The sequence below is a fragment of the Caulobacter sp. GW821-FHT05F04 genome (genome assembly GCF_059419665.1).
This window is the reverse complement of sequence record NZ_JBWKSF010000007.1, coordinates 316,794-341,095: the sequence shown is the minus strand read 5'-3', so window position 1 is coordinate 341,095 and position 24,302 is coordinate 316,794. Positions and strand designations below refer to the sequence as shown.

Annotated in this window: 21 protein-coding genes; 12 read left to right on the top strand and 9 right to left on the bottom strand. The window is 68.8% G+C overall.

The annotated features are described in order from the left end of the window. Positions 1-68: 68 nt before the first annotated feature. Positions 69-1,754, bottom strand: a complete 1,686-nt coding sequence (locus AC07R7_RS19385) for a response regulator (RefSeq protein ID WP_492884967.1) — start codon at positions 1,752-1,754, stop codon at positions 69-71. 165 nt (positions 1,755-1,919) lie between these two features. Next, on the bottom strand, positions 1,920-3,089 hold the full coding sequence (gene rnd, locus AC07R7_RS19380; RefSeq protein ID WP_492838669.1) for a ribonuclease D: 1,170 nt from the start codon (positions 3,087-3,089) through the stop codon (positions 1,920-1,922). 135 nt (positions 3,090-3,224) lie between these two features. Between rnd and purM the strand changes: the two genes are divergently transcribed. Genes purM through AC07R7_RS19360 form a run of 4 tightly spaced genes read left to right on the top strand, consistent with a single transcriptional unit; the run spans position 3,225 to position 6,843 of the window. Then, entirely contained in the window at positions 3,225-4,250 is a 1,026-nt protein-coding gene (gene purM / locus AC07R7_RS19375) for a phosphoribosylformylglycinamidine cyclo-ligase (RefSeq protein WP_494636324.1), read from the top strand. Further along, positions 4,250-4,849: a phosphoribosylglycinamide formyltransferase gene (gene purN / locus AC07R7_RS19370; RefSeq protein WP_494636323.1), complete on the top strand. Its 600-nt coding sequence runs from the start codon at positions 4,250-4,252 to the stop codon at positions 4,847-4,849. Before purM ends, purN begins: the two co-directional genes overlap by 1 nt. Before the next feature lie 49 nt (positions 4,850-4,898). Beyond that, positions 4,899-5,150, top strand: a complete 252-nt coding sequence (locus AC07R7_RS19365; RefSeq protein WP_494636322.1) for a helix-turn-helix domain-containing protein — start codon at positions 4,899-4,901, stop codon at positions 5,148-5,150. 10 nt (positions 5,151-5,160) lie between these two features. Further along, positions 5,161-6,843 (top strand): SulP family inorganic anion transporter, encoded by a 1,683-nt coding sequence (locus AC07R7_RS19360; protein WP_494636321.1) that lies wholly within the window; start codon positions 5,161-5,163, stop codon positions 6,841-6,843. Between the two features lie 106 nt (positions 6,844-6,949). Here AC07R7_RS19360 and AC07R7_RS19355 read toward each other — a convergent pair whose 3' ends face one another. Both AC07R7_RS19355 and ndk read right to left on the bottom strand, forming a co-directional pair. Continuing rightward, the gene (locus AC07R7_RS19355; RefSeq protein ID WP_492884957.1) at positions 6,950-7,591 is read right to left on the bottom strand and encodes a YoaK family protein; all 642 of its coding nucleotides are present in this window, start codon (positions 7,589-7,591) and stop codon (positions 6,950-6,952) included. 87 nt (positions 7,592-7,678) lie between these two features. Further along, positions 7,679-8,098, bottom strand: a complete 420-nt coding sequence (ndk, locus tag AC07R7_RS19350; RefSeq protein ID WP_492884955.1) for a nucleoside-diphosphate kinase — start codon at positions 8,096-8,098, stop codon at positions 7,679-7,681. Positions 8,099-8,192: 94 nt separating this feature from the next. On the opposite strand from ndk, the gene AC07R7_RS19345 reads away from it, so the two are divergent. Both AC07R7_RS19345 and AC07R7_RS19340 read left to right on the top strand, forming a co-directional pair. Continuing rightward, complete coding sequence (locus tag AC07R7_RS19345) at positions 8,193-10,055, top strand: ABC-F family ATP-binding cassette domain-containing protein (protein ID WP_494636320.1); 1,863 nt, start codon at positions 8,193-8,195, stop codon at positions 10,053-10,055. A gap of 92 nt (positions 10,056-10,147) precedes the next feature. After that, the gene (locus AC07R7_RS19340) at positions 10,148-10,546 is read left to right on the top strand and encodes a hypothetical protein (RefSeq protein ID WP_492838687.1); all 399 of its coding nucleotides are present in this window, start codon (positions 10,148-10,150) and stop codon (positions 10,544-10,546) included. A gap of 52 nt (positions 10,547-10,598) precedes the next feature. Here the strand turns inward: AC07R7_RS19340 and AC07R7_RS19335 are convergent, their stop codons facing one another. The 4 genes from AC07R7_RS19335 to AC07R7_RS19320 all read right to left on the bottom strand — a co-directional run bounded on the left by AC07R7_RS19335 (position 10,599) and on the right by AC07R7_RS19320 (position 15,451). Continuing rightward, complete coding sequence (locus AC07R7_RS19335) at positions 10,599-13,073, bottom strand: MASE1 domain-containing protein (RefSeq protein WP_494636319.1); 2,475 nt, start codon at positions 13,071-13,073, stop codon at positions 10,599-10,601. Between the two features lie 91 nt (positions 13,074-13,164). Then, positions 13,165-13,509: a peptidase inhibitor I78 gene (locus tag AC07R7_RS19330; RefSeq protein ID WP_494636318.1), complete on the bottom strand. Its 345-nt coding sequence runs from the start codon at positions 13,507-13,509 to the stop codon at positions 13,165-13,167. Continuing rightward, positions 13,506-13,967, bottom strand: a complete 462-nt coding sequence (locus AC07R7_RS19325; RefSeq protein ID WP_492884947.1) for a DNA polymerase III subunit chi — start codon at positions 13,965-13,967, stop codon at positions 13,506-13,508. The genes AC07R7_RS19330 and AC07R7_RS19325 overlap by 4 nt, the downstream gene beginning before the upstream one ends. Before the next feature lie 2 nt (positions 13,968-13,969). Continuing rightward, complete coding sequence (locus AC07R7_RS19320) at positions 13,970-15,451, bottom strand: leucyl aminopeptidase (protein ID WP_494636333.1); 1,482 nt, start codon at positions 15,449-15,451, stop codon at positions 13,970-13,972. Positions 15,452-15,678: 227 nt separating this feature from the next. Here AC07R7_RS19320 and lptF point away from each other — a divergent pair, with 227 nt between their 5' ends. The 6 genes from lptF (at position 15,679) to rsmA (ending at position 23,749) form a co-directional block, all read left to right on the top strand. Further along, entirely contained in the window at positions 15,679-16,818 is a 1,140-nt protein-coding gene (lptF, locus tag AC07R7_RS19315; RefSeq protein WP_492838697.1) for an LPS export ABC transporter permease LptF, read from the top strand. Further along, positions 16,815-17,921 carry an LPS export ABC transporter permease LptG gene (gene lptG / locus AC07R7_RS19310; RefSeq protein ID WP_492838699.1) on the top strand — a complete coding sequence of 369 codons (1,107 nt, stop codon included), beginning with the start codon at positions 16,815-16,817 and terminating at the stop codon, positions 17,919-17,921. Before lptF ends, lptG begins: the two co-directional genes overlap by 4 nt. Continuing rightward, positions 17,914-20,346: an LPS assembly protein LptD gene (locus tag AC07R7_RS19305; protein ID WP_492884945.1), complete on the top strand. Its 2,433-nt coding sequence runs from the start codon at positions 17,914-17,916 to the stop codon at positions 20,344-20,346. The genes lptG and AC07R7_RS19305 overlap by 8 nt, the downstream gene beginning before the upstream one ends. A 179-nt stretch (positions 20,347-20,525) precedes the next feature. Beyond that, the gene (locus AC07R7_RS19300) at positions 20,526-21,893 is read left to right on the top strand and encodes a peptidylprolyl isomerase (protein WP_494636317.1); all 1,368 of its coding nucleotides are present in this window, start codon (positions 20,526-20,528) and stop codon (positions 21,891-21,893) included. 11 nt (positions 21,894-21,904) lie between these two features. Continuing rightward, positions 21,905-22,906: a 4-hydroxythreonine-4-phosphate dehydrogenase PdxA gene (pdxA, locus tag AC07R7_RS19295; RefSeq protein ID WP_494636316.1), complete on the top strand. Its 1,002-nt coding sequence runs from the start codon at positions 21,905-21,907 to the stop codon at positions 22,904-22,906. Between the two features lie 12 nt (positions 22,907-22,918). Then, on the top strand, positions 22,919-23,749 hold the full coding sequence (rsmA, locus tag AC07R7_RS19290; RefSeq protein WP_494636315.1) for a 16S rRNA (adenine(1518)-N(6)/adenine(1519)-N(6))-dimethyltransferase RsmA: 831 nt from the start codon (positions 22,919-22,921) through the stop codon (positions 23,747-23,749). Between the two features lie 111 nt (positions 23,750-23,860). Here the strand turns inward: rsmA and AC07R7_RS19285 are convergent, their stop codons facing one another. Further along, on the bottom strand, positions 23,861-24,265 hold the full coding sequence (locus AC07R7_RS19285; protein WP_494636314.1) for a MerR family DNA-binding protein: 405 nt from the start codon (positions 24,263-24,265) through the stop codon (positions 23,861-23,863). Positions 24,266-24,302 lie beyond the last annotated feature (37 nt).

The window sequence follows — 24,302 nt, the reverse complement described above, 5'->3', positions numbered from 1 at the left end:
ATTCGTTGCGCTTCCTTCTAGCGAGAACGCCCGCGATATGCGCCGAAAAAGGGGCGAGGCGGCAGGTTCTAGCCGAACAGGGCCGTGTAGAGATCACGCGGGTTGACCGGCTTTTCCACCCAGCCCGTCATGCCCGCCTCGCGGCAAGCGGCGACTTCGTCGGGCGAGGCGGCGCCGGTGACGGCGATGATCGGCGTCTGGCTATTGGCGCCGTCCTCGCGCAGCCGGCGAGCGGCTTCCAGCCCGTCCATGCCGGGCATGCGCACGTCCATCAGAATGGCGTCGAAGATCTGCCGCTCGGCCGCCAGCAGGGCCGCTTGGGCATCCTCGGCGGTCTCCACCCGGGCGCCGAACGCCTCCAGCATCTGGCGCAGGGCCCGGCGGTTGATGTCATGGTCGTCGACGACCAGAACCACCGGCGCCTCATCGCGCACGGCCAGGGCCTGGACCTCGTCCTCCGCCGGTTCGACCGGCGCGGCGCCGTCGGGCGCGGGCAGGCGCAGGGTGAAGCGCGCGCCGCCTTCCGGAGCGTTGGCCGCCGTCAGCTCGCCGCCCATCAGCCGGGCCAGATCGCGGCTGATCGACAGGCCAAGACCCGTGCCGCCGAAGGCGCGGGCGGTCCCGGCGCCCAGCTGCTCGTAGGGGCTGAACAGGCGCTCGATCTGGTCGTCCTTCAAGCCGGGGCCGGTGTCGCGCACGACGATGGCCACCTGGCGCGGCCGTTCGCGCTCGACGCCGACGTCGACGCTGACCTGGCCCTGACCATCCCCCTTGCTTTCAGGAGTGAACTTGATGGCGTTGCTGAGCAGGTTGTTGAGGATCTGGCGGGTGCGCATCGGGTCGCCTCTCACCCATTGCGGCAGGGTCTCGACGCCGGTCAGGGTCAGCGCGACGCCCTTGGCCGAGGCGGCGCAGCGCCAGAACTCGACGGCGTCGCCGACCACGGCCGGCAGGTCGTAGTCGACCATCTCGACACCCATGCGCCCGGCCTCGATCTTGGAAAGGTCCAGCAGGTCGTTGAGCATGGCGCGCATCATCACCCCGGCGTCGGTGACCAGGGCGGCCGAGCCTTCGCGGTCCAGGGCCGCCGCGCCGTTCAGGATGGCGTTGATCGGGGTGCGCAGCTCGTGGCTGACCATGGCGATGAAGGCCGACTTGGCGGCCGTCTGGCGCTCGGCCGCTCGCCTGGCGGCGCGCTCGGCGACCATGGTCCGCTCCGACCACAGGAAGACTATCGACAGCGTCAGGCAGAAGAGCCCGCAGCCGATCAGGAAGAACACCGTGATCGGATCGCGCGCATCGCCGGCGACCAGCGGCGTGACGAACAGGTAGATGATGTGCGGGGCCGCCGCCGCGATGAAGGCGACCAGGCAGCCCTCCGCGCCCATCAGGGCGGTGAAGATCGAGCCGGACAGCAGCAGCACGGCGCCGGCCGAGCCCATCTGCGTATCCATCGCCCACAGCGGGATGGCCAGCCAGCCGAAGATCGCCGCCATCAGGAAATCGCCGACGAGGTTCAGCGCCACGGCGCGTCCAGGGGCCGGCGCGTTCAGAAAATGGCGCAAGGCCAGGAACTTGGCCGCCTGGACGACGACGAAAACGCCCGACCATGCGAACAGGAAGTGCAGGCTTGGCCACACCAGCGCCATCGCGCAGAGGACCAGCACGACGAAGAGGCGAAGGGGGATCAGGCGTCGCCGCGACACCGCGGCGGGGCGGTAGGCGTCCGCCAGGTTGTCCCAGAATGCACTCAACGCAACCCCCGTACACGGCGCGTTCTACTCCCGGGGGAGCGGCGCGGCGGGGCCTTGTACGCCAGCAACCCCTTGCGCGCACGGGAAAATGGCTCGATCCGAGTAGCAAAGGGGCGCGACAACCTTAGCGGTCGCCGCGCCCTTTGATCCCTTCGGTCGTAAGGCCTACTCGGCCTTCGGAGCCCGTCGGACCTCGACGACGCGGACCTTGGCGCCGTCCAGCACCAGGGCCAGCTCGCCGCGCTTGATCTTCAGGGCGTCGGCCCCGAAGGCGTCGCGGCGCCAACCGGTCAGGGCCGGCGTCATGGCGTTGTCGTCGGCGGCGATCTTCTCCAGGTCCGAGACCGTGGCGATCAGCTTGGAGGCGACGCCCGCCTCTTCCGCCCGCGCCTTCAGCAGCACCTTGAGCAACTCGACCACGGCGCCGGCATTCTGGGGCGGCGGCGGACCGGGCTTGTCGACGGTCGGGGCGTAGCCCTCCGGATCGGCCAGCGCCGCCTTGATCGCGGCCAGCAGGTCCGGCCCGAACTTGCTGCCGCCAAAGCCCTTGGGCACGCCGCGGAGGTTGTTCAGGGCTTCCAGGCTGGTCGGCGCCTGGGTGGCCAGTTCGTCGATGGCCTCGTCCTTGAGGATGCGGCCGCGCGGCTGGTCGCGGCTTTGGGCGGTGCGCTCGCGCCAGGCGGCGACGGCCTTGAACACGGCCAGATACTTGGAAGCCGTCTTGCGCGGACGCAGGCGACGCCAGGCCTTTTCCGGATCGACGTCGTAGGCGGCGGGATCCGAGATGGCGGACATCTCCTCCTCGACCCAGGCCAGGCGACCCGAGGTCTCCAGGCGCTCACGCAGGGTCGGGAACAGGGCCGCCAGGTGGGTGACGTCGGCCAGCGCGTAGGTCAGCTGGGCTTCGGTCAGCGGCCGGCGGGCCCAGTCGGTGAACCGGCTGGACTTGTCGAGCTCGATGCGCAGCATCTGTCGGACCAGGGCGTCATAGGCGATCTGCTCGCCGAAGCCCGCCGCCATGCCCGCCACCTGAGTGTCGAACAACGGCCTCGGCATGGCCTTCAGGTTGTTGAAGATCTCAACGTCCTGACGGGCGGCGTGGAACACCTTGAGGATGCTCTCGTCGCGCATGACGGCCAGCAGCGGCTCGAGGTCGATGCCCTCGGCCAGTGGATCAATGACGGCTTCGTGCGTGGGCGAGGCGACCTGGATCAGGCACAATTTGGGCCAGTAGGTCGTCTCGCGCATGAACTCGGTGTCGACGGCGACGAAAGGCTCGCCCGCGAGCGCATTACAGAACGCCGCCAGCTCGGCGGTGGTGGTGATCGGCTTCATCGGCTGCTAATAGCCTCGCGCCCCCCCGAGTCTGCAAGCGTCAAGACGCGCTTAGCGGCGCCGGGGAGCGAATTTTCCGCGAGTTCGGACGGGTTCACCGCCCTCCGATAGACCAGAGCGAGCGCCAGAGCGACCATGAGCGATCAGCCGAACGGCCTTACCTACGCCCAGGCGGGTGTCGATATCGACGCGGGCAACGCCCTGGTGGACGCCATCAAACCCCTGGCCAAGGCCACCCGCCGCCCCGGCGCGGAAGCCAGCCTGGGCGGCTTCGGGGCCCTGTTCGACCTCAAGGCGGCCGGCTACGAGGACGCCCTGCTGGTCACCACCACCGACGGCGTCGGCACCAAGCTGCGCATCGCCATCGACGCGGGCATGCACGCCACGGTCGGCATCGATCTCGTGGCCATGTGCGTCAACGACCTGCTCGCGCAAGGCGCCGAGCCGCTGATGTTCCTGGACTATTTCGCCACCGGCAAGCTGGACATCGAGGTCGCCAAGAGCGTCGTCGCCGGCATCGCCGAGGGCTGCAAGCTGGCCGGCGCGGCCCTGGTCGGCGGCGAGACCGCCGAGATGCCGGGCATGTACAGCGACGGAGAGTACGATCTCGCGGGCTTCTCCGTTGGAGCCGTCGAACGCGACGGCGTCCTGCCCAAGCTGGACAAGCAGCGCGCCGGCGACATCATCATCGGCCTGGGCTCCTCGGGTCCGCACTCCAACGGCTATTCGCTGGTGCGCCGCGTGGTCGAGCGCTCGGGCCTGGCCTGGGACGCCCCCTGCCCCTTCGAGGACGGCAAGACGCTGGCCGAGGCCCTGATGGCCCCGACCCGCATCTATGTGAAGTCGCTGCTGCCCCTGCTGCAGTCGGGTCGCGTCAAGGGCGGCGCGCACATCACCGGCGGCGGCCTGATCGAGAACCCGCCGCGCGCCATCGCCGAAGGCCTGGCGGCCGAGTTCGACTGGAACGCCTGGGCCCTGCCTCCGGTGTTCGAGTGGATGGCCAAGGTTGGCGGCGTCTCCGAGCACGAGATGCGCCGCACCTTCAACTGCGGGGTGGGCTTCATCATCATCGTGGCGCAAGGCGACGCCGAGCCGGTCCTGGCCGCCCTGCTGAACGCCGGCGAGGACGCCTTCATCTGCGGCCAGCTGGTCAAGACTTGATGCTGAAGAAGACCAAGGTCGCCGTCCTGATCTCGGGCCGGGGCTCCAATATGGAGGCCCTGGTCCGCGCGGCGAAATCGCCGGCCTGCCCGTTCGAGATCGCCCTCGTCCTGGCCAACAAGCCGGACGCCGGCGGCCTGGCCACGGCGGCGGCCGAAGGCGTCGAGGCCCTCTGCGTCGACCAGAAGCCGTTCGGCAAGGACCGCGAGACCCACGAACGCGCCATCGACGCGGCCCTGCGCGAGCGCGGGATCGAGGTGATCGCCCTGGCCGGCTACATGCGGATCCTGACGCCGTTCCTGGTCGACGCCTGGGAAGGCCGGATGCTGAACATCCACCCCTCCCTGCTGCCGGCCTATCCGGGGCTGGACACCCACGCCCGCGCCATCGCGGCCGGCGAGGTCGAGGCGGGCTGCACCGTCCACCTGGTCACGGCCGGCGTCGACGAGGGCCCGATCCTGGGCCAGGCTCGCGTGCCGATCCTGCCCGACGACGACGACCACAGCCTGGCCGCCCGCGTGCTGGAGCAGGAGCACCGGCTCTATGCCCAGACCCTGGCCGAGTTCGTGCGAACCCTCGGGCCAGGCGCCGCGAGCTGATTGCTAATCTCCCGATCTTGATGCTTCATACATCACACGGGACATCCAGATGATCACTGGGCCTCAGATCCGCGCCGCCCGCGCCTTACTCGGCATAGACCAGAAGCAGCTGGCGCGGCTGTCCGGGCTGTCGGTTCCGACCATCCAGCGGATGGAGGCTTGCGAAGGCTCGGTCCGCGCGGTCGTCGACAGCCTGGAGAAGGTCATGAAGGCCCTGGCCTCGGCCGGGATCGAGTTGATCGTCGAGGACGCCCCCAGCCAGGGGGTCGGGCGCGGGGTCCGGCTGCTGGAGAAGCGCTGAGGGTCGAGCCATGGGCCTGAACTGGCGGTTGTTCGAACCCAAGACGGCGACGGTGCTTCGCCAGGGCTACGCGGCCGCCGACTTTCGCGCCGACCTGATCGCGGGCCTCACGGTCGCCATCGTCGCCCTGCCCCTGTCCATGGCCCTGGCCATCGCCTCGGGAACCACGCCGGACCGCGGCCTGGTCACGGCGGTGGTCGCCGGTTTCCTGATCTCGCTGCTAGGCGGCAGCCGTTTCCAGATCGGGGGCCCAACCGGGGCCTTCGTCGTCGTGGTCTACGGGGTGATCGCCCAGCACGGCTATGACGGCCTGCTGATGGCGACCCTGATGGCCGGGGGCATCCTGGTCCTAGCCGGACTGTCGGGCCTGGGAACCTTCATCAAGTACATTCCCGACCCGGTCACCACGGGCTTCACCACCGGCATAGCGGTGATCATCTTCACCAGCCAGATCAAGGACTTCCTGGGTCTGACGGCGGAGAACGTCCCGGCGGACTTCCTGCCGAAGCTCGCGGCCCTGTGGGAAGCCCGCGCCAGCCTCAGTCCGCCCACCATCGTCCTGGCGCTGGCCTGCCTGGCCCTGATCCTGGCCCTGCGTCACTGGGCGCCCAAGGCGCCTGGGTTCCTCGTCGCGACCATCGCCGGGGGTGTTTTCGTCGCCCTGGCCCATCCGCCGATCGAGACCATCGGATCGCGCTTTGGCGGCGTGCCCTCCAGCCTGCCGGCTCCCAGCCTGGCGTTCTGGTCCATGGCCAAGGCCCAGGCGGTGGCGCCCAGCGCCTTCACCATCGCCTTGCTCGCCGGGGTGGAGTCGCTGCTGTCGGCCGTCGTCGCCGACCAGATGACCGGCCGTCGGCACCGGTCGGGCGCAGAGCTGGTCGCCCAGGGCGTGGCCAACATCGGCGCGACCTTGTTTGGCGGCATGCCGGCCACCGGAGCCATCGCCCGCACGGCCACCAACATCCGGGCCGGCGCCCGCTCGCCAGTGGCCGGCATGGCCCACGCCGCCTTCCTGCTGCTGTTCATGCTGCTGGCCGCCCCGCTGATGCGGTTCGTACCGCTGGCGGCCCTGGCGGCGATCCTGATGATCGTGGCCTTTAACATGGCCGAACTGCACCGGTTCGCGGCCCTGCTGCGCGCCTCGAACGGCGAGCGGGCCATCCTGCTGGCCACCTTCGCCCTGACCGTGCTGGTCGACCTGACCCTCGCCATCGAGGTAGGCATGGTGCTGGCCGCCTTCGTGTTCATGCATCGCATGGCCCGGCTGGCAGAGGTGCGGCACGGCGAGGGGCCGATCGCCCTCGACGGCCTGGAGGGTGACTCGCGCGAGCCCTACGCCCCCAATTTCGGCCTGCCCGACGATGTGGCCGTGATCACGTTCCGCGGCGCGCTATTCTTCGGCAGCGCCAGCCTGGTCAAGGACGCACTGGAGGACGTCGCCGGCCGCAAGCGCTGTTACATCCTGCGCCTGGAGGATACGCCGATGGTCGACCCGACCGGTGCCTTCGCCCTGGCCGACCTGCTGCGCCGCACCCTGGCCGACGGCGAGGTGATCCTCTGCGGCGCCTCGCGGCAGGTCTTGCGCGACCTGCTGCGGACGATCGGCGCGCCGCTGCTGCGTCGCACACGCATAGCCGCCGACTTCGACATGGCCAAGCGGATAGCGATGGCGGGCGAGATCGAGAAATCCTAGAGCCCTTTAGCTTTAGATGGAATCATCTAAAGCTAAAGGGCTCTAAACGCTTGATTCTAGAGCCTGTTTATCTCGTTTAGACGGTTCCATCTAAACGAGACAGGCTCTAGACCGACCGCCAGCGCCGCTCGGTCCACAGGGCCGCGCCGGTTAGGATCGCCACGCCAACCCACAAGGACGACGCTCCGATCGTCAGGTAGGTCAGGGCGCCCAGCGCCCCGCCAGCGGTCAGGCCCATCCACAGAAGGACGAACCGCGGCCAGTCGTTCGGCTCGCCGCCGGCCAGGGCGCCAGCGATACGCTGGCCGGCCCGCACAAGAGTGCCAGTCATGTAGGTCAGGCCCACGGCCACGTCGCCGTTGCGCTGGAAGACCGCGTTCTCGGCGCCCATGGCCATGGCGACGCAGGTGACCCCGGCCGTATCGAATCCGGCCGTCAGAAGGCCTGCGCCCACGGCCAGCAGCGCCGCCTCCAAGACCAGCACCGGCGATCGACGATTCTCGCCGAACACGCGGGCCGTCAGCGCCCCCAGCACCACCCCGCCGACGAACGAGCCCACCAGGGTGATCGCCGTCAGGACTCCCTTCCAGTCCATCGTCGCCAGCGCCACGCCCAGCCGCGTGGAGTTGCCGCTCATGAACGAGACGAAGAACCCGCCCAGTTTCAGGAAACCGATCGCATCCACATAGCCGGCCACGCCCGAAAGGGTGATCGCCAGCGCCACTTCGCCGCGCCTGTAGTCTTTCAACGCCAGCCCCGATATTCGATTCAAAAGAAAACGCCCGGATCGTCACCGATCCGGGCGCTTGGCGTCATCCGAAAATGACAGGCTGGATCAGCCGACGATCTGGTCGTCCGTGAAGAACTGGGCGATTTCGATCGCGGCGTTCTCCTGGCTGTCCGAACCGTGGACCGAGTTTTCGCCGATCGACAGGGCGAACTGCTTGCGGATGGTGCCTTCGGCGGCGTCCTTGGGGTTGGTGGCGCCCATGACTTCGCGGTACTTGGCCACGGCGTTGTCGCCTTCCAGCACCTGCACGACGACCGGCTCGGCGGTCATCTGGGCGACGAGTTCGCCGTAGAACGGACGCTCGGCGTGGACTTCGTAGAACTTCTTGGCTTGTTCTTCGGTCAGGCGCACGCGGCGCTGAGCGACGATGCGCAGGCCAGCGGCCTCGATCACCGCGTTGATGGCGCCGGTCAGGTTACGACGGGTGGCGTCCGGCTTGATGATCGAGAAGGTGCGTTCGGTCACGGAGTGATCTCACAGAAAAGTTGTGGATTGGGAGGTTGCGGGCTTATAGCCGGGCGCCTCCTCCCCGCCAACCCCGACGCGTAACCTTCATAAAATGCTTCAGATCCGTGACCTGACCTTCAACGCCTGGGGTCGGAAGTTCTTCGACCACGCCAGCGTCAGCCTGCCGCCGGGTGCCAAGGTCGGTCTGATCGGCCGCAATGGCGTCGGCAAGTCGACCCTGTTCAAGCTGATCCTCGGCCAACTTCACGCCGGCGACGACGAGATCAGCCTGCCCAAGTCCGCGCGGATCGGCTCGGTGGACCAGGAGCACCCGGCCACGCCGTTCACCCTGCTAGATACGGTGCTGGAGGCCGACGAGGAGCGTCACGACCTGCTGACCCGGCTGGAGACGGCCGATCCCGAGGCGATGGGCGAGATCTGGGCCCGGCTGATCGAGATCGATTCCGACGCCGCCCCCGCCAAGGCCTCGGAAATCCTGGTGGGCCTCGGCTTCACGCAAGATGACCTGGCGCGGCCGATGAGCGAGTTCTCCGGCGGCTGGCGGATGCGCGTGGCCCTGGCCGCGGCGCTGTTCGCCGAGCCGGACATGCTGCTGCTGGACGAACCGACCAACTATCTCGACCTGGAAGGCGCGCTCTGGCTGGAAGCGAGGCTCCAGAAGTACCCGCACACCGCCCTGATCGTCAGCCACGACCGCGAGCTGCTCAACAACAGCTGTACGCACATGCTGCACCTGGCCGGCGGCAAGCTGGAACTCTACACCGGCGGCTACGACGACTTCGAGAAGCGCCGCGCCGAGAAAGCCCGCCTGCAGCTGTCGGCCAAGGCCAAGCAGGACGCCGAGCGCGCCCACCTGCAGGCCTTCGTCGACCGCTTCAAGGCCAAGGCCTCCAAAGCGGCGCAAGCGCAGTCCCGCATGAAGCGCCTGGCCAAGATGGAGCCGGTTGCCACCACGATCGAGGAGCGCGTCGCGCCCTTCACCCTGCCCTCGCCGCCGCGCCCGCTGGCGCCGCCGCTGATCCGCCTTGAGCGGGCCAATGTCGGCTATGAGGAAGGCCGCTCGATCCTCAGGAACCTCAACCTGCGCATGGACCTGGACGACCGCATCGGCCTGCTGGGCGTCAACGGCGCGGGCAAGTCGACCTTCGCCAAGATGATCGCCGGCGCGCTGGGCGTGCAGTCGGGCGAGTTCCACCGCGACCGCAAGATGAAGGTCGGCTGGTTCCACCAGCACCAGATCGAGGCGATGGATCCGGTGGACACCCCGCTGGAGATCATCCGCCGGGCCATGCCGGACGCCTCGGAGAGCTCGCGCCGCTCGAAACTGGCCCAGTTCGGCCTCGGCTTCGAGAAGCAGGAGACCACGGTCGCCAACCTGTCGGGCGGCGAGCGGGCCCGCCTGCTGCTCAACATGGTGGCGATGGACGCGCCGCACATGCTGATCCTGGACGAGCCGACCAACCACCTGGACATCGACAGCCGCCGCGCTCTGCTGGACGCGCTGAACGACTATATGGGCGCGGTGATCCTGATCACCCACGACCGCTCGCTGATGGAGCTGGTCGCCGACCGCCTGTGGCTGGCCGCCGACGGCACGGTGAAGCCGTTCGACGGCGACATGGACGACTACGCCAAGTTCGTGCTGGACCGCGCCAAGCAGGCCGTGAAGCCGACCCAGGTCGCCCGCGAGCCCGAGCCAGCGGCTTCGGCGCCGAAGAAGTCCGTCGCCATCGAGCCCCTGAAGCGCAAGATCGAGGCCGCCGAGCAGGTCGTCATGCGCACGACGCGGCAGGTGAACGAGCTGGAAGCCCAGTTGGCCGACCCGCAGCTTTATAAGAATCCCACCAAGGTGGCCGAGCTGACCAAGCGCCGCGACAACGCCAAGGCCAAGCTGGACGACGCCGAGGCGACCTGGATGACCCTGGCCGAGGAACTGGCGGCGGCGGAGGCCTGAGCTTCACCAGAGACATCGAGGGTTTAGGGTAAACCCGCGTGAACCAAGAAGTTTAGCGCTTCCGCGACACCTGTGGGCGCAGGGTGCCCGCCATGAGCACCGCCCATCCTCGCAACCATGTCGTGGCCAATCCGGAAGGTTTGTCCGCGTCCGTCGTCCTGGAAGCGTTCGCCGACTGGGTGAACGCCCGGATCGGCGAGGCCATGCGGATCGAGATGGACCTGGCGTTCCGCGACCGTCCGTTCGACATCGAGGTCGGCCGCGCGCCGCCCCTGGTCGGCTGGGAGCATAGGTTCATCCAGCCCGGCGCGGCCGCGCCGAAGGGCAAGATGTGGACCGTCTACCGCCTGCACGACCAGGAAGGCCGCCCCGCTCACCTGCCCCACTCGGGCGACATGGCCGAGGACCTGACGCCGCTGCTGGGCGAGTTGGGCTATCTGGGCGTGTTCGAGGACGGCGTGGCGATGTTTCCGGGCGTCGGCAAGCGCTAGCCGCCTATTGGTCCCAGGGCGGCGTTCCCTTGAACCTCCACGACAGCCTCGCCTAGACGGTGGCGGGGATCGGTTCGCTCATGGCCTGGGCCAGGGTGGACAGCAGCGACATCACCGTCAGCGGCTTGGGCGTCGCGCCGTCGAACACCGGGTCCAGCGGTCCCGACCGCACATCGGCCGAGAAGGCGATGATCGGCGCGCCGGCGCTGGGCCCCCGCTCGGCCCGGATCCGCTGGGCGGCCGAGACGCCGTCCAGCCGCGGCATGCGCAGATCCATCAGGATGGCGTCGTAGGTCTCCGCGGCCGCCGCGGCGACGCCCTCCTCGCCGTCTCGGGCCTCGGCGACCTCGACCCCGACGGCTTCGAGCACCGAGCGGACCAGTTCGCGGTTGCCGGCGTTGTCATCGACCACCAGCACGCGGCTGCCCGGCGGCGGTAACGGAACGAGGTCGTCATGAGAGGCCTCATCGTCGGTCTGGGCGACATCGGCCGGAATCTCGAACCAGAAGCGCGCGCCCTTGCCCTCCTCGCTCTCGACACCGATCTCGCCGCCCATCAGTTCGACCAGCCCCTTCGAGATAGCGAGGCCCAGGCCTGCGCCGCCGTGCTGGCGGTTCAGGGCCGCGTCGATTTGCGAGAAACGGGCGAACAGCAGCGCCTGGTCCTCGGCCGCCACGCCGCGCCCGGTGTCGACCACGGCGACGCGCAGCCGGTTCTCGTGGTGAAAGGCGGCAAGGCTGACCTTGCCGGCGTCGGTGAACTTCACGGCGTTGCCGACCAGATTGACCAGCACCTGGCGCACGCGCTCGGGGTCGATCATCACCTGGGCCGGCAACGTCGCGAGGCCATCGGCGTCCAGGGTCAGGCCCTTGGCCATCGCCCCGGCGCTCGTCAGCTCCAGCACCTCGGCGACCAGATCGGCGACGCCGGTCGGGCGGACGTTCAGCGCGATGCGTCCGGCCTCCAGCCGCGAGAAGTCGAGGATGTCGTTGATCGTCGTCAGCAGGGTCTGTCCCCCGGCGGCGATGCGGTCGAGGTAGCGCCGGGCGCGCGGCGACAGGTCGGGCTCGTCAGCCGCCAGGTTGGCGAAGCCGATCACGGCGGTCAGCGGCGTGCGCAACTCGTGGCTCATATTGGCCAGGAACTCGCCCTTCACGGCGGCCGCGGTCTCGGCCTCGGCCCGGGCGGCGCGTAGGTCCAGCTCCAGGGTCTTGCGGGCGGTGACGTCGCGGATGATGTCGGTGATGCCGGTGGGGACGCCGGTCAGCGGGTCAAAGGCCAGGGTCGGGCGCGACTCCAGCCAGATCATGTCGCCGTCCTCGCGGAAGGCGCGGTACTCGACGGTGGCGGCCGGAGGGGCCAAGGCCGCGTCGCGGCACTCGCGCTGAACGCGGACCACCTCGCCGATCTTGGCCAGGTCGTCGGGGTGCAGGGTCTTCATATAGCCCGTGCCCAGCAGGTCCTCGGGCGGATAGCCCATGATCGAAAGGGCGGCCGGCGAGATGTAGGTCATCTGCCCGTGCAGGTCGCTGTGGGCGATGATGTCCAGGGCGCTCTCGGCCAGCAGGCGGAACTTGGCCTCGCTGCGTTCGGCCGCGGCGCTGGTCTCGACCAGCTCGGTTATGATCGCGCGGCGCTGGCGCTGGAACGCGGCGACCGGCAGGGCGACGAAGGTCGAGACGGCCAGGAACAGCTGCAGCACGGCCGACTGCGTGGCCGGGCCCGACAGGATCAGGTGGATGGGTCCGTGGCCCGCGATGGTCAAGACGAGCGCGATCGCCGCCACCAGCACCACGCCCAGGACCGCACCCAGCACCTCCTGGCGCCACGCCGCCAGCAACATGACTGGCGGCACCAGGAACAGGAACGGATACTTGGTTTGGCCGAAGACGGCGGCGGTCATCAGGCCGCAGGCGACGATCGACAGCGCCCCGTCGCGGGTCAGGGGGCGCTCGCGCAGATAGAATTTGGCCTTGAACAGGACCAGCAGGCAGGGGCCGACGGTCAACATGCCCAGGATGTCGTTCAGCACCCAGCCGGTGACGTTGCTCAGGAGGTCGCCGCCGCGCAGCAGCGTGTAGATCGACGACGCGGCCCCCCCCACGATCACCGGGGCCATGAACCCGCCCAGCAGGACGAAGGCCAGCATGTCGCGCGGCCGGCCCAGGTCGATCGCCTCGCCCGTCATACGGCGCACGGCGACCGCGGCCAACAGCGCCTCGGAGATGTTCAGCGTCACCAGGATGGCGTTGATCGTCGGGCTGTCGCCCGCGTGGGCGCCGGCCGCCAGGGCGCCCAGAAGCCCGCCGACCACCAGAGCCGGCCAGCGCCGCGAAGGCGACGACAACAGACACGCGGCCAGGAAGCCGTTCGACAGCCAGATCGGCGAGATTTGACTATAAGCGCGGGGAATCTCGACGCAGAGATAGGCCAGGCCGGCAAAGCCAAATGCGACGCCCAAAGCGGCCAGAAGCGTGGCCGCTAAGTCATCGCGAGTCTTGGGCTCGATCGTTGGCTGGTCGACCATGCTCTGAACCGGCCGGTCAGGAATCTCCGGTGGATTCGGTTATTTCATCCGATCCGGGAAAACGCCAGAAAAGCTTGGCACAACGCGATTTCTAACCGCATTTGACCTCTTGGACGACGCCGGTGTCGGCGTTGAATAGGATGTTCAGGCGGTCGGCGCGGTAGTCCATCGTCACCGGGCAGGTCGTGCAGGCCACGCGCCAGCGGGAGGGGTCGACCGGAGCCGGCAGGCTGGTGCGCGACTTGCCGACGAAGGCCTGGGCGTCCTTCAGTCCGCACTGATCCCTGGCGGCCTCGGCGACCGGCGGCTTGGCGGGCAGCGCGATGGCCGGCGGCGCGGTGGGCGTGCTGGGCGGCGGCGGCGGGGCCGGCTCGGGCGCGCTGGAGCACGAGGCCAGGATCAGACCCAGCGCCATCGCCGACAGCACCCGCTTCATGCCTGCTTCTCCCAACCGCGTTCGGCGCCCTGGCGCCAGTAGGACACCGGATGCCCGGCCTTCTTGAAGACGGACCAGCGTCCGCGCGCCATGGCCAGCGCCTGGTCATCCCGGCCGTCGAACAGCAGGATGCAGCGCGACACCCCGGTCAGATCGCCCGGCTCGGCGCCGTCGATCAGGAACAGCGCGTCACCGGCGTTCGGGTTGCCGTCCTCGGCGGTCAGCAGCACCGGCTGGCGCTCGGCCATCGGCTCGCTGGACAGGCCATGCGGCAGGAAGCTGTCCTCGCGCCAGGTCCAGAGGTGCTGGTCCAGCGCCTCGATGCGCCGAGGATCTCCGCCGCGCACCAGCGCCTTCCAGCCCCTGCCCAGCGTCTTTTCCAGAAGCTCGGGCAGCACCGCCTCGAGCGGCGAACGCTCCAGGTGGTAGAACCAGACCTCGCACGGCGCGGCGGTCATGCTCAGCCTTCGTAGGCGTCGGCGACGAGGCGGTTGAGCAAACGAACGCCGTAGCCGGCCGCGCCGTCCGGCACGGTCGGGTCGGTCGAGGGCTTCTTCCAGGCGACCGAGGCGATGTCCAGGTGCGCCCACGGCACGCCGTTGACGAACTTCTGCAGGAACAGGCCCGCCGTGATCGAGCCGGCCGGACGGCCGCCGATGTTCTTCATGTCGGCGATCGGGCTTTCGATCTGCTTCTCGTAGGCGGCCGGCAGCGGCAGACGCCACAGGCTCTCGCGCTCGGCCTTGCCGGCGGCGAGAAGTTTTTCCGACAAGCCATCGTTATTGCTGAACAAACCGGCGTAGTCATGACCCAGCGAGATGATGATCGCGCCGGTCAGGGTGGCTAGGTCGATCATGAACTGCGGCTTGAAGCGGTCCTGGCAGTACCAGAGGGCGTCGGCCAGCACGAGGCGGCCTTCGGCGTCGGTGTTGATGACCTCGATCGTCTGCCCCGACATCGAGGTGACCACGTCCCCGGGACGCTGGGCGTTACCGTCCGGCATGTTCTCGACGAGACCGAGAATACCGATGGCGTTGACCTTGGCCTTGCGGCCGGCCAGGGCGTGCATGACGCCGGTCACGGCGGCCGCGCCGCCCATGTCCCACTTCATGTCTTCCATGCCGTCGGCCGGCTTGATCGAGATGCCGCCGGTGTCGAAGGTGACGCCCTTGCCGACGAAGGCGATCGGCTGGGCCGATTTGTCGGCCGCGCCCGTCCACTTCATGATGACCAGCTGGCTCTCGCGGCGGCTGCCCTGGCCGACGCCCAGCAGGCTGCCCATCCCCAGCTCGGCCATCTGGGCCTCGCCGAGAACCTCGACCTCCAGGCCCAGGCTCTCCAGGCTCTTGGCCCGGGCGGCGAACTCTTCCGGATGCAGGATGTTGGCCGGTTCGGAAACGAGGTCGCGGCTGAAGACGATGGCGTCGGCCAGGGCGGCCAGCGGCTCATAGGCCTTCTGGGCCTTGACCGGATCGGCGGCGGCGACCTTCACCACCTGGACCGAGGGCTTCTTGTCAGCCTTCTCGGTGGTGCGGTACTTGTCGAAGCGATAAGCGGCCAGGCGCGCGCCGAAGGCGGCGCGGGCGGCGCTCTCGGCGTCGGCGCCCAGCTTCAGGACCAGCTCGGTGACGCCCGTGGTCTTGATGGCCTGATAGGCCGAGGCGGCGGCGGTCTCCACCGCTTCCGGCTCCACCGCGCCCGAACCGTCGACGCCGACCAGCACCAGGCGGGCGGCTTCCAGGCCATGAGGCGCGACGACGTCCAGCGTCTGGCCCTTGGCGCCGGTGAAGCGGCCGCCGGCGATGGCGCGCGCCAGGGCGCCGCCAGTCGACTCGTTGGCGGCCTTGGCCTCCGGCGACAGGGCCGCGCCCTCATGGGCCAGGACCGCGATGGCGGCCGTGGCGCCGGCCTGGGTGTCGACGGGGACGAACTCGATACGCATGCCGCGCTCCTGCAGTTGGGCGACTTCCAGGTGGCGCGTCACGACGCGCCGCCACTCAATCTTGAACTAGGCGGCATAGTCCAATGCCGCGCCATAGAAAAGGCTCCGTTGGGCCGCACTCGGCACAGCTAAGTCAGGTCCCCCGTTGTGTCGACGCGAAGCCCCCGTGTAGAACGACCCATCTTCGGGGTTCGTCCCACGAATCCATCCGCCCGAACCCCCACTCGATGCGCCTCATAGAACGCTATCTCTTCCGGCAGTTGCTAGGCCCGACGCTGCTGGCGACGGCGGCCCTGGTGGCGCTCGCGCTGTTGGCGCGCAGCCTGTCGGAGTTCGACGTGCTGGTGGAACAGCGCCAGAGCGCGCTGGTGTTCCTGAAGATCATCGTCCTGGCCCTGCCCCAGCTTCTCGGCATCATGATGCCGCTGGCCCTGTTCGTGGCCGCGCTGGTGGCGCTGAACCGTCTGCATACCGAGCAGGAAATCGTCGTCTGCTTCGCCGGCGGCATGAGCCGCTGGAGCGTCATCTCGCCGGCCATGCGCCTGGCGGTGATCGCGGCCCTGGTGTCGCTGGTCTCGGGCCTGTGGCTGCAGCCCTGGAGCGCCCGCCAGATCCGCGAGACGTCCTTCGACATCAAGACCGATGTCGCCTCGACGCTGGTCCAGCCAGGCCAGTTCACCGAACCGGGTCCGGGCCTGACGGTCTATGCCCAGTCGATCGACCGCGACAACAAGATCCAGAACCTGTTCATCCACCAGGACACGGCCAACGGCGGCGCCTCGACCTATTCGTCGCGCGAAGCCGAGATCGCCACCCGCCGGGGCGAGCCGGTGCTGATCATGCGCCATGGCTCCAACCAGCAGTTCTCGCGCCAGGGCGTGCTGCAGTACACCTCGTTCGACGAGTACACCTTCGACCTCTCCAGCCTGTCGCACACCGACGAGCTGCTGCACTACAAGATCGCCGACCGCTATCCGCACGAGTTGTTCTTTCCCGACCTGACCCAGGACTGGGAGCAGCGGAACAAGGGCAAGCTGCTGGCGGAAGGCCATTCGCGCTTCGCCGCCCCGCTCTACAACATCGCCCTGATGACCATGGCCCTGGCGGCCGTGCTGGGCGGCTCGTTCAGCCGCATGGGCTACGGCAAGCGGATGGCCGCCGTCGGCGCCGCCGCGGCCGTGGTCCGCATCGTCGGCTTCGGCGTGCAGGCCGCGTGCGAGGACAACGCCTGGCTGAACGTCCTGCAGTACATGGCGCCGCTGGCCGCCACGTGGTGGGGCCTGTCGCAGGTCTTCCGCCAGAAGGTCTCGCCGCGCCGCGCCGCCCGGATGGCCAAGGCCGCCCCCGCCCTGTCGGGGGCCGCGTGATGCTGACCATGGGCATGCTGGAACGCTACGTCCTCAAGCGCACCATGAGCGCCCTGGTGGCGGCCCTGGCCGTGCTGGGCGCGATGGTGATGCTGATCGCCTTCGTCGACATCGCCCGCAACGTCGGCACGCGGGCGGACGCCAGTTTTTTCCAGCTTCTGTATCTGACCTTCCTGCAGGCTCCCGCCACCATCCTGGTGCTGGCCCCGTTCGTGTTCCTGTTCGGCACCATGTGGGCCTTCGTCGAGCTGAACCGGCGCAGCGAGCTGATCGCCATGCGCGCGGCCGGGGTCTCGGCCTGGCGGTTCATCATGCCCGCCGCGATGGCCTCGTTCTTCATCGGCCTGCTGAGCATCACCCTGCTCAACCCGCTGACCACGGCCATGACCGCCAAGTTCGAGACCGAGCGCGATCGGGTCATGAACGGCTACCTGAAAGAGGCTCCCAAGGGCACCTGGCTGCGTCAGGGCGACGACAAGACCCAGATCGTCATCCGCGCCCGGGACCGGGACCTGATCGACGGCTCGGTGCGCCTGCGGGGCGTGTCGCTGTTCGTCTACACCCTGAACAACAAGGGCGTGATGGACTTCACCCGCCGCATCGAGGCCAACGAGGCGCGGCTTGAGCCGGGCTTCTGGCGCTTGACCGGCGTGCGCGAGGCCACGCCCGGCGCCGGGGCGATCCGCTCCGACAGCCTGTCGATCCCCTCCAATCTCGACGACCGCACCGCGTCGGAGCGCTTCAATACGCCCCAGGCCGTGGCCCTGTGGCGGCTGCCGGCGACGATCCAGCGAACCGAGGACGCCGGCTTTTCGGCCGCGCCGTTCAAGCTGCGGCTGCAGCAGGACCTGGCCACGCCGATCCTGTTCGCCGCCATGTCGGTGCTGGCGGCGGCCTTTTCGCTTCGCCTGATGCGGCTTGGCGGCCTGGCCGCCCTGGCCGGTTCTGGCGTCGCGCTGGGCTTTGGGTTCTTTTTCTTCAACGAGCTATGCAGCACCTTGGGCAAGGCCGACGTTCTGGCCCCGTTCATCGCCGCATGGACACCGCCAACCGTCGCGCTTTTGGCGGGCTTCACTTTGCTTTGCTATACGGAAGATGGGTGAGTCATTGCTGCCAGGGTCATTCATGACTGAAACGCGTCCCAGCGTCCCGTCCGCCTGCCGCGCGCTGCTGTTCAGCGGCGCGGCCTGGCTGGCGTTCGCCTGCGCGGGCGCGGCCCACGCTCAGCAAAGCCTGGCCACGATCCCGCCGACGCCGGTGGTTCCCGCCGCCCCTTCCGACGGCCTGACGGACGAGGGCTATTACCTCGAATCCGACCTGCTGATCCGGGACGACGTCAACCAGATCATGACGGCGCGCGGCAAGGTGCAGAGCCGCTATCAGGGCCGCACGCTGCGCGCCGACGAGGTGATCTACAACGCCAAGACCGGCGAGATCACGGCCAACGGCCACGTCCAGTTGATCAATCCGGACGGCACCGCCGAGTTCGCCGACCACATGGAAGTCGACAAGGACATGAAGGCGGGCTTCGCCCAGAACTTCGCGGCCCGTCTCGACCAGAACATGAAGATCGCGTCGGTCACGGCCGTGCGGCGCAACGCCAACATCCAGGAACTGAACCGGGCGATCTACACCCCCTGCGAGGTCTGCGCCGAAAAGCCGACGCCGACCTGGTCGGTCTCGGCCGACAAGATCGTGCAGGATAAGCAGAAGCAGCTGATCTACTACAAGAACGCCACCATCCGTCTGTGGGGCGCGCCGATCCTGTACATGCCGCTGTTCTGGCACCCGGATCCTCAAGCCAAGCGCAGCTCGGGCTTCCTGGCGCCGAAGATCGACTTCTCCAAGGGCCGGGGCACCTCGTACAACCAGCCCTACTATTACGTGATCTCGCCGTCGTCGGACGTGATCATCGCCCCGCAGATCAGCACGGGCGTCAATCCGTTCCTGAACGTGAACTACCGCAAGCGCTTCTACTCGGGGGCGATCGAGGCGCGCGGCGGCTTCACCTACGACAAGGATTTCGACATCCACGGCGACCGATTCGGTCAGTCGACCGCCCGCAGCTACATCCTGGCCAACGGCAAGTTCGACATCAACGAGAAGTGGAAGTGGGGTTTCACGGCCGAGCGCGTCTCCGACGCCCTGCTGTTCGACAAGTACAAGATCAACGACGTCTATGTGCAGCGCGGCCTGTTCACGAGCGACGACCACCGTCTGACCTCGCAGATCTACGCCACCCGCCAGGACGCCCGGTCGTGGTTCTCGGTGACAGCCGTCTCGATCCAGGGCCTGCGCGTCGTGGGCATCAATCCGACGACCAACTCGGCGAACGCCTTCGAGAACAGCGGCGCCTTCCCGTTGATCGGCCCGCTGGTCGAAGCCCGCTGGGAACCCGACACCCCCGTCCTGGGCGGTCGTCTGCGCCTGCAAGGCTCGGGCGTCATGCTCAACCGCTCGGAGTCGCAATACGGCGAACCGCCCTACTACCTGCCCGACTACAAGGGCCAGAACGGTGTCGATTCCAGCCGCGCCAGCTTCAAGGCCGACTGGCGCTCCAGCACCATCGTCGGCAACGGCCTGAAGGTCTCGCCCTTCGCCCAGGCCCGCGGTGACGCCTATTCGATCAAATCGTACATCACGCCGGCCGCGGCGGCCTTGGGCGACAGCGACAACGACACCTACACCCGCGCCCTGGGCGTGGGCGGCGTGGACCTGAGCCTGCCGTTCTACAAGCCGCTGAAGAACGGCGGCAACGTCGTGCTGGAGCCCCTGGCTCAGGTGGCCGTGGGTTCGGACAGTTCGCGCGTGCCCACCATCGTGGCCCGCAACGGGACCACGACCTACCTCTACAACGAGGACAGCGCGACGCTGGAGTTCGACGAAACCAACCTTTTCTCGGCCAACAAGTCGCCTGGCTTCGACCTCTATGAGGGCGGCCAGCGCCTGAACCTCGGCGGCCGCGCCACCTACACCCTGCCGGGCGGCCGCAGCGGCAGCATTCTGGTGGGCCGCAGCTTCCGGTCGAAGTTCGATCCCCTCCTGCCGGCCCGCACCGGCCTGCAGGAAAAGTCGTCCGATTGGGTGGTGGCCGCGACGGTCACGCCGGTCCGCGGCATCACCGCCTTCGCCCGCACGCGCCTCGACTCGGACACCCAGGAGATCAAGCGCCTGGAAACCGGCGTCGACGCCTTCACCACCCGTGGCTACGCCTCGGTCCGCTACCTGAAGGACGAGCTCGATTCCAACGGCAGCCGCCAGGAGAGCTTCGAGGCCCGCGGCGAACTGAAGGTGACCAAGCACTGGTCGCTGACCACCTACGGCGCGCGCGACATGGTCGCCGACGTCTGGCGCCGCCGCGACCTGGGCGTCGCCTACCAGGACGACTGCATCCGCATCGACGTGATCTACCAGCAGCAGGACCGCTACGCCTCGACGGCCACCGGTCTGCGCCTGCAGCCTGACCATACGATCGTGTTCAGCCTTTCGTTCGCCACATTGGGCGCAGCAGGATACGTGACCAAATGAGTGAACACGTCTTGGGGGGGCGTGCCGCGTCCGCGCGCGTCCGCCCGGTGTGTCTCGGGGGCGACGACCGCTCGGTCGACCAGGGGGAAACGTCAGATTTGGCGTTCGTCACTTCGGAAAACGTGATAACCGACCGCGCCCGCCGGGTGCGGCCAGGGACTAGAGGAACGACACTATCCATGCGGTCTGCGCGTAGCGTCACGACTTTCGCGGCCGGCGCCGCGTCCATTCTCGCCCTGACCGTGGCGAGCCTCGGCCTGCCCGCGCAAGCTCTTCAGGCGCAAGAGGCGACTCCGCCTCAGGTCGCGGCCCCGCCGGCTCCGGCCGCCGCGCCGCCGGCGCCCACCAACCCGCTGTCGGAAAGCGTGGCGGCGGTCGTCAACGACGAGATCGTCTCCAGCTATGACCTGATGCAGCGCATGCGCCTGCTGATGGCCACCTCGGGCATGCAGGCCACCCCGGAGAACCTGCCGCAGATCGAGCAGGAAGCCCTGCGCTCTCTGATCGACGAGCACCTGCAGATGCAGGAGCTCAAGCGCGTCGAGAAGCAGCAGAAGATCTCGATCATCTCGACCGACAAGGAAGTCGACGAGCAGATCGGCGACATCGCCCAGTCCAACAAGATGACCGCCGAGCAGCTGAAGCAGTCGCTGGTCCAGCAGGGCATCGGCCTGGACACCTGGCGCGCCCAGCTGCGCGCCGACTCTTCGTGGCAGGGCTGGATCCAGGGCCGCTACGGTTCGCGCCTGCGCATCGGCGAAGACCAGATCAAGGCTTATCAGCGCCGCCTGGCCGACGCGGCGGCCAAGCCGCAGTACCAGGTCAGCGAGGTCTTCCTCGACGCCGCCCGCGTCGGCGGGATGGAGGTGGCGACCAACGGCGCCGCCCAGCTGGTCAACCAGATGCAGCAAGGCGCGCCCTTCGCCGCTGTCGCCCGTCAGTTCTCGGCCTCGGCCACGGCGGCCAACGGCGGCGACGTGGGCTGGGTCAGCCCGGGCGAGATGCCGCCGGAAGTCGACGCCGCGCTCGAAGAACTGCGCCCCGGCCAGCTGTCCAAGCCGATCGCGGTCAAGGACGGCGTCTATATCGTCTATCTGCGCGACAAGCGCGCCGGCTCGAAGACCGCGATCGTCGACCTCAAGCAGGTCGCCGCCCCGCTGGCCGCCGACGCCACCGAGGCCCAGGTCGCCGCGGCCACCAAGCTGCTGACCGACCTGAAGCCCAAGATCGCCAACTGCACGAGCCTGGAAGCCACCGCCGGCAAGGTGGACGGCCTGGTCGCCGGCGACCTCGGCGAGGCCGAGATCACCGACCTGGCCCCCGCCTTCCAGGAAGCGGCCAACAAGCTGGACGTCGGCCAGATCTCGGATCCGATCCGCACCGACGCCGGCATGCACCTGATCGCGGTCTGCGGTAAGCGCCAGGGCGGCGCCAACGCCCCGTCGCACGACCAGATCGAGAACCGCCTGCGCGGCCAGCAGTTGGCGCTGATCTCCAAGCGCTACCTGCGCGACCTGCGCAACCAGGCGACCATCGAGACCCGATAGGCCAAAACCCAATGACACTCCGCCCGCTCGCCCTCAGCGCTGGTGATCCCGCCGGCGTCGGCGCGGAGATCATCGCCAAGGCCTGGGCCGCCCTGCGCCAGGACGGTCCGGTCTTCGTGGTGGTGGGTGACGCCCAACTGCTGGCCTCGGCCGGCGGCGGGGTGAAGGTCCGCGCCGTGACGGGTCCCCACGAGGCCGCAGGCGTCTTCGCCGAAGCCCTGCCGGTTATCGACATCCCCCTGCTCTCCCCGGTCGTCTCGGGCCAGCCCTCGCCGACCTATGCGCCGCAGGTGATCCGCTGGATCGAGACCGGCGTGGGCCTGGCCTTGTCCGGCGCCGTCTCGGGCCTGGTCACCGCGCCGATCGCCAAGGCCCCGCTCTACGAGGCCGGCTTCAAGTTACCAGGCCACACCGAGTTCCTGGCCGAGCTGACCGCCGCGGCGACCTTCGACGGCGCGCGCGGCCCGGTGATGATGCTGGCCGCCGGCGACCTGCGGGCGACGCTGGTGACCATCCACACCGCCATCGCCAAGGTCCCGGCCGCCCTGACCGTCGAGAGCATCGTCAACAGCGGCCTCGTCACCGCCCAGGCCCTGCGCCAGGACTTCGGCGTCGAGCGGCCCCGCCTGGCCGTCGCCGCCCTCAACCCGCACGCCGGCGAAGGCGGAGCCCTGGGTCGCGAGGAGATCGAGATCATCGCCCCGGCCGTCCGCACCCTGAAGGACCTGGGCGTCGACGCCTTCGGGCCAGCCCCGGCCGACAGCCTGTTCCACCCGGCCGCCCGCCTCGGCTACGACGGGGTGCTGTGCATGTACCACGACCAGGCCCTGATCCCGGTCAAGATGCTGGACTTCTGGGGCGGCGTGAACATCACCCTGGGGTTGCCGATCGTGCGCACCTCGCCCGACCACGGCACCGGCTTCGACATCGCTGGACGCGGCCTCGCCCGTCCCGATAGCCTGATCGCCGCCATCAAGCTGGCGGCCGACATCGCCGCCCGCCGCGGCGCCTGAAAGATAGAGACGATGAGCCTGGCCGACCTGCCGCCCCTGCGCGAGGCCCTGGAGCGCCACGACCTGCTGGCGCGCAAGAGCTTCGGCCAGCACTTCCTGCTGGACCTGAACATCACCCGCAAGATCGCCCGCCTGGCGCAAATCGGCGAAGGGGATGTCGTGGTCGAGGTCGGTCCGGGCCCCGGCGGCCTGACCCGCGCCCTGCTGGAGACTGGCGCCAGGGTCGTGGCCATCGAGAAGGACAGCCGCTTCCTGCCCCTGCTGTCCGACCTCGCCGAGGTCGCCGACGGCCGCCTGGAGCTGGTCGAGGGCGACGCCCTGAAGGTCGACGCGCTGAAGGCCGCCGGCGGGCCGGCCCACGTCGTCTCCAACCTCCCCTACAACGTCGGCACCCAGCTTCTGATCAACTGGCTCACGGGGCCCTTCAAGCCGCTGTCGATGACCCTGATGTTCCAGAAGGAAGTCGCCGACCGCATCGTCGCGCATACCGACGACGACGCTTACGGCCGCTTGGCCGTGATCTCCCAGGTGCTGTGCGACGCCAAGACGGTCATGGACCTGCCCGCCAAGGCCTTCACCCCGCCGCCCAAGGTCGCCTCGGCCGTGGTCCGCCTTGTGCCCAAGGCCGACCCGCCGCCGGCCGACCTGATCGCCGCCCTCGAACGCGTCACCGCCGCCGCCTTCGGCCAACGCCGCAAGATGCTACGCTCCAGCCTCAAGGGGCTGGGCGGCGGCGAGCTGTGCGAAAAGGCCGGCATCAGCCCCGACGCCCGCGCGGAGGTCATCGACCTGGCCGGCTTCCTGGCGCTGGCGCGGGCGAGCGTGAGCCAAGCTTCAGCTTAGGTTCATCTGGACGGATGCTTCCTGGCTCAACACCGCCAGGGAGGCTCCCATGATCGTCCGCCTGTCCATCGCCTGCGCCCTGCTCGGCTTCTCGGCCCTGGCGATCTTGGTCTAGGCGCCCTCGAACGCCGCGATGATCGGGCACGGGCCAGCGTCGGACGCCGCGCAGGCGCGCGCCAGCTTGTCGAGGGAGGCCCGCGCCGCCCGCAGCTCGGCGATCTTCTCATCCAGCGCCGCGATCCGTTCCCGCGCCATGGCCCTGGCGCGCGCGCGGTCCTCGCCGGAGTCCAGCGCCAGCAGTTCGCCGATCTGTTCCAGCGTGAACCCGGCGCCCTGCGCGGCGCGTATGAACTTCAGCCGCCGCAGGTCCTCGGCGTCGTAGCGCCGGACGCCGCCGGACAGCGCCGAACCGCCGGACTTGTCGGGCGTTCGCAACAGACCCCGCCGCTGGTAGTAGCGCACCGTCTCCACCCCGACTCCGCCTTCGCGCGCCAAGGTCGCGATCGTGTTGGCCATGCCTTGACTCCGTACCATGGTACGGACCCCACATGGG

What these genes read in the sequence shown, in the direction of transcription:
- AC07R7_RS19300 (WP_494636317.1), top strand. Translation starts at nt 20,526, where the DNA reads ATGCGGTCTGCGCGTAGCGTCACGACTTTCGCGGCCGGCGCCGCGTCC.
- AC07R7_RS19340 (WP_492838687.1), top strand. Translation starts at nt 10,148, where the DNA reads ATGAGCACCGCCCATCCTCGCAACCATGTCGTGGCCAATCCGGAAGGT.
- pdxA (WP_494636316.1), top strand. Translation starts at nt 21,905, where the DNA reads ATGACACTCCGCCCGCTCGCCCTCAGCGCTGGTGATCCCGCCGGCGTC.
- rnd (WP_492838669.1), bottom strand. Translation starts at nt 3,089, where the DNA reads ATGAAGCCGATCACCACCACCGCCGAGCTGGCGGCGTTCTGTAATGCG.
- AC07R7_RS19320 (WP_494636333.1), bottom strand. Translation starts at nt 15,451, where the DNA reads ATGCGTATCGAGTTCGTCCCCGTCGACACCCAGGCCGGCGCCACGGCC.
- purM (WP_494636324.1), top strand. Translation starts at nt 3,225, where the DNA reads ATGAGCGATCAGCCGAACGGCCTTACCTACGCCCAGGCGGGTGTCGAT.
- rsmA (WP_494636315.1), top strand. Translation starts at nt 22,919, where the DNA reads ATGAGCCTGGCCGACCTGCCGCCCCTGCGCGAGGCCCTGGAGCGCCAC.
- AC07R7_RS19305 (WP_492884945.1), top strand. Translation starts at nt 17,914, where the DNA reads ATGGGTGAGTCATTGCTGCCAGGGTCATTCATGACTGAAACGCGTCCC.
- AC07R7_RS19285 (WP_494636314.1), bottom strand. Translation starts at nt 24,265, where the DNA reads ATGGCCAACACGATCGCGACCTTGGCGCGCGAAGGCGGAGTCGGGGTG.
- AC07R7_RS19325 (WP_492884947.1), bottom strand. Translation starts at nt 13,967, where the DNA reads ATGACCGCCGCGCCGTGCGAGGTCTGGTTCTACCACCTGGAGCGTTCG.
- AC07R7_RS19330 (WP_494636318.1), bottom strand. Translation starts at nt 13,509, where the DNA reads ATGAAGCGGGTGCTGTCGGCGATGGCGCTGGGTCTGATCCTGGCCTCG.
- purN (WP_494636323.1), top strand. Translation starts at nt 4,250, where the DNA reads ATGCTGAAGAAGACCAAGGTCGCCGTCCTGATCTCGGGCCGGGGCTCC.
- AC07R7_RS19335 (WP_494636319.1), bottom strand. Translation starts at nt 13,073, where the DNA reads ATGGTCGACCAGCCAACGATCGAGCCCAAGACTCGCGATGACTTAGCG.
- AC07R7_RS19365 (WP_494636322.1), top strand. Translation starts at nt 4,899, where the DNA reads ATGATCACTGGGCCTCAGATCCGCGCCGCCCGCGCCTTACTCGGCATA.
- AC07R7_RS19360 (WP_494636321.1), top strand. Translation starts at nt 5,161, where the DNA reads ATGGGCCTGAACTGGCGGTTGTTCGAACCCAAGACGGCGACGGTGCTT.
- lptF (WP_492838697.1), top strand. Translation starts at nt 15,679, where the DNA reads ATGCGCCTCATAGAACGCTATCTCTTCCGGCAGTTGCTAGGCCCGACG.
- AC07R7_RS19345 (WP_494636320.1), top strand. Translation starts at nt 8,193, where the DNA reads ATGCTTCAGATCCGTGACCTGACCTTCAACGCCTGGGGTCGGAAGTTC.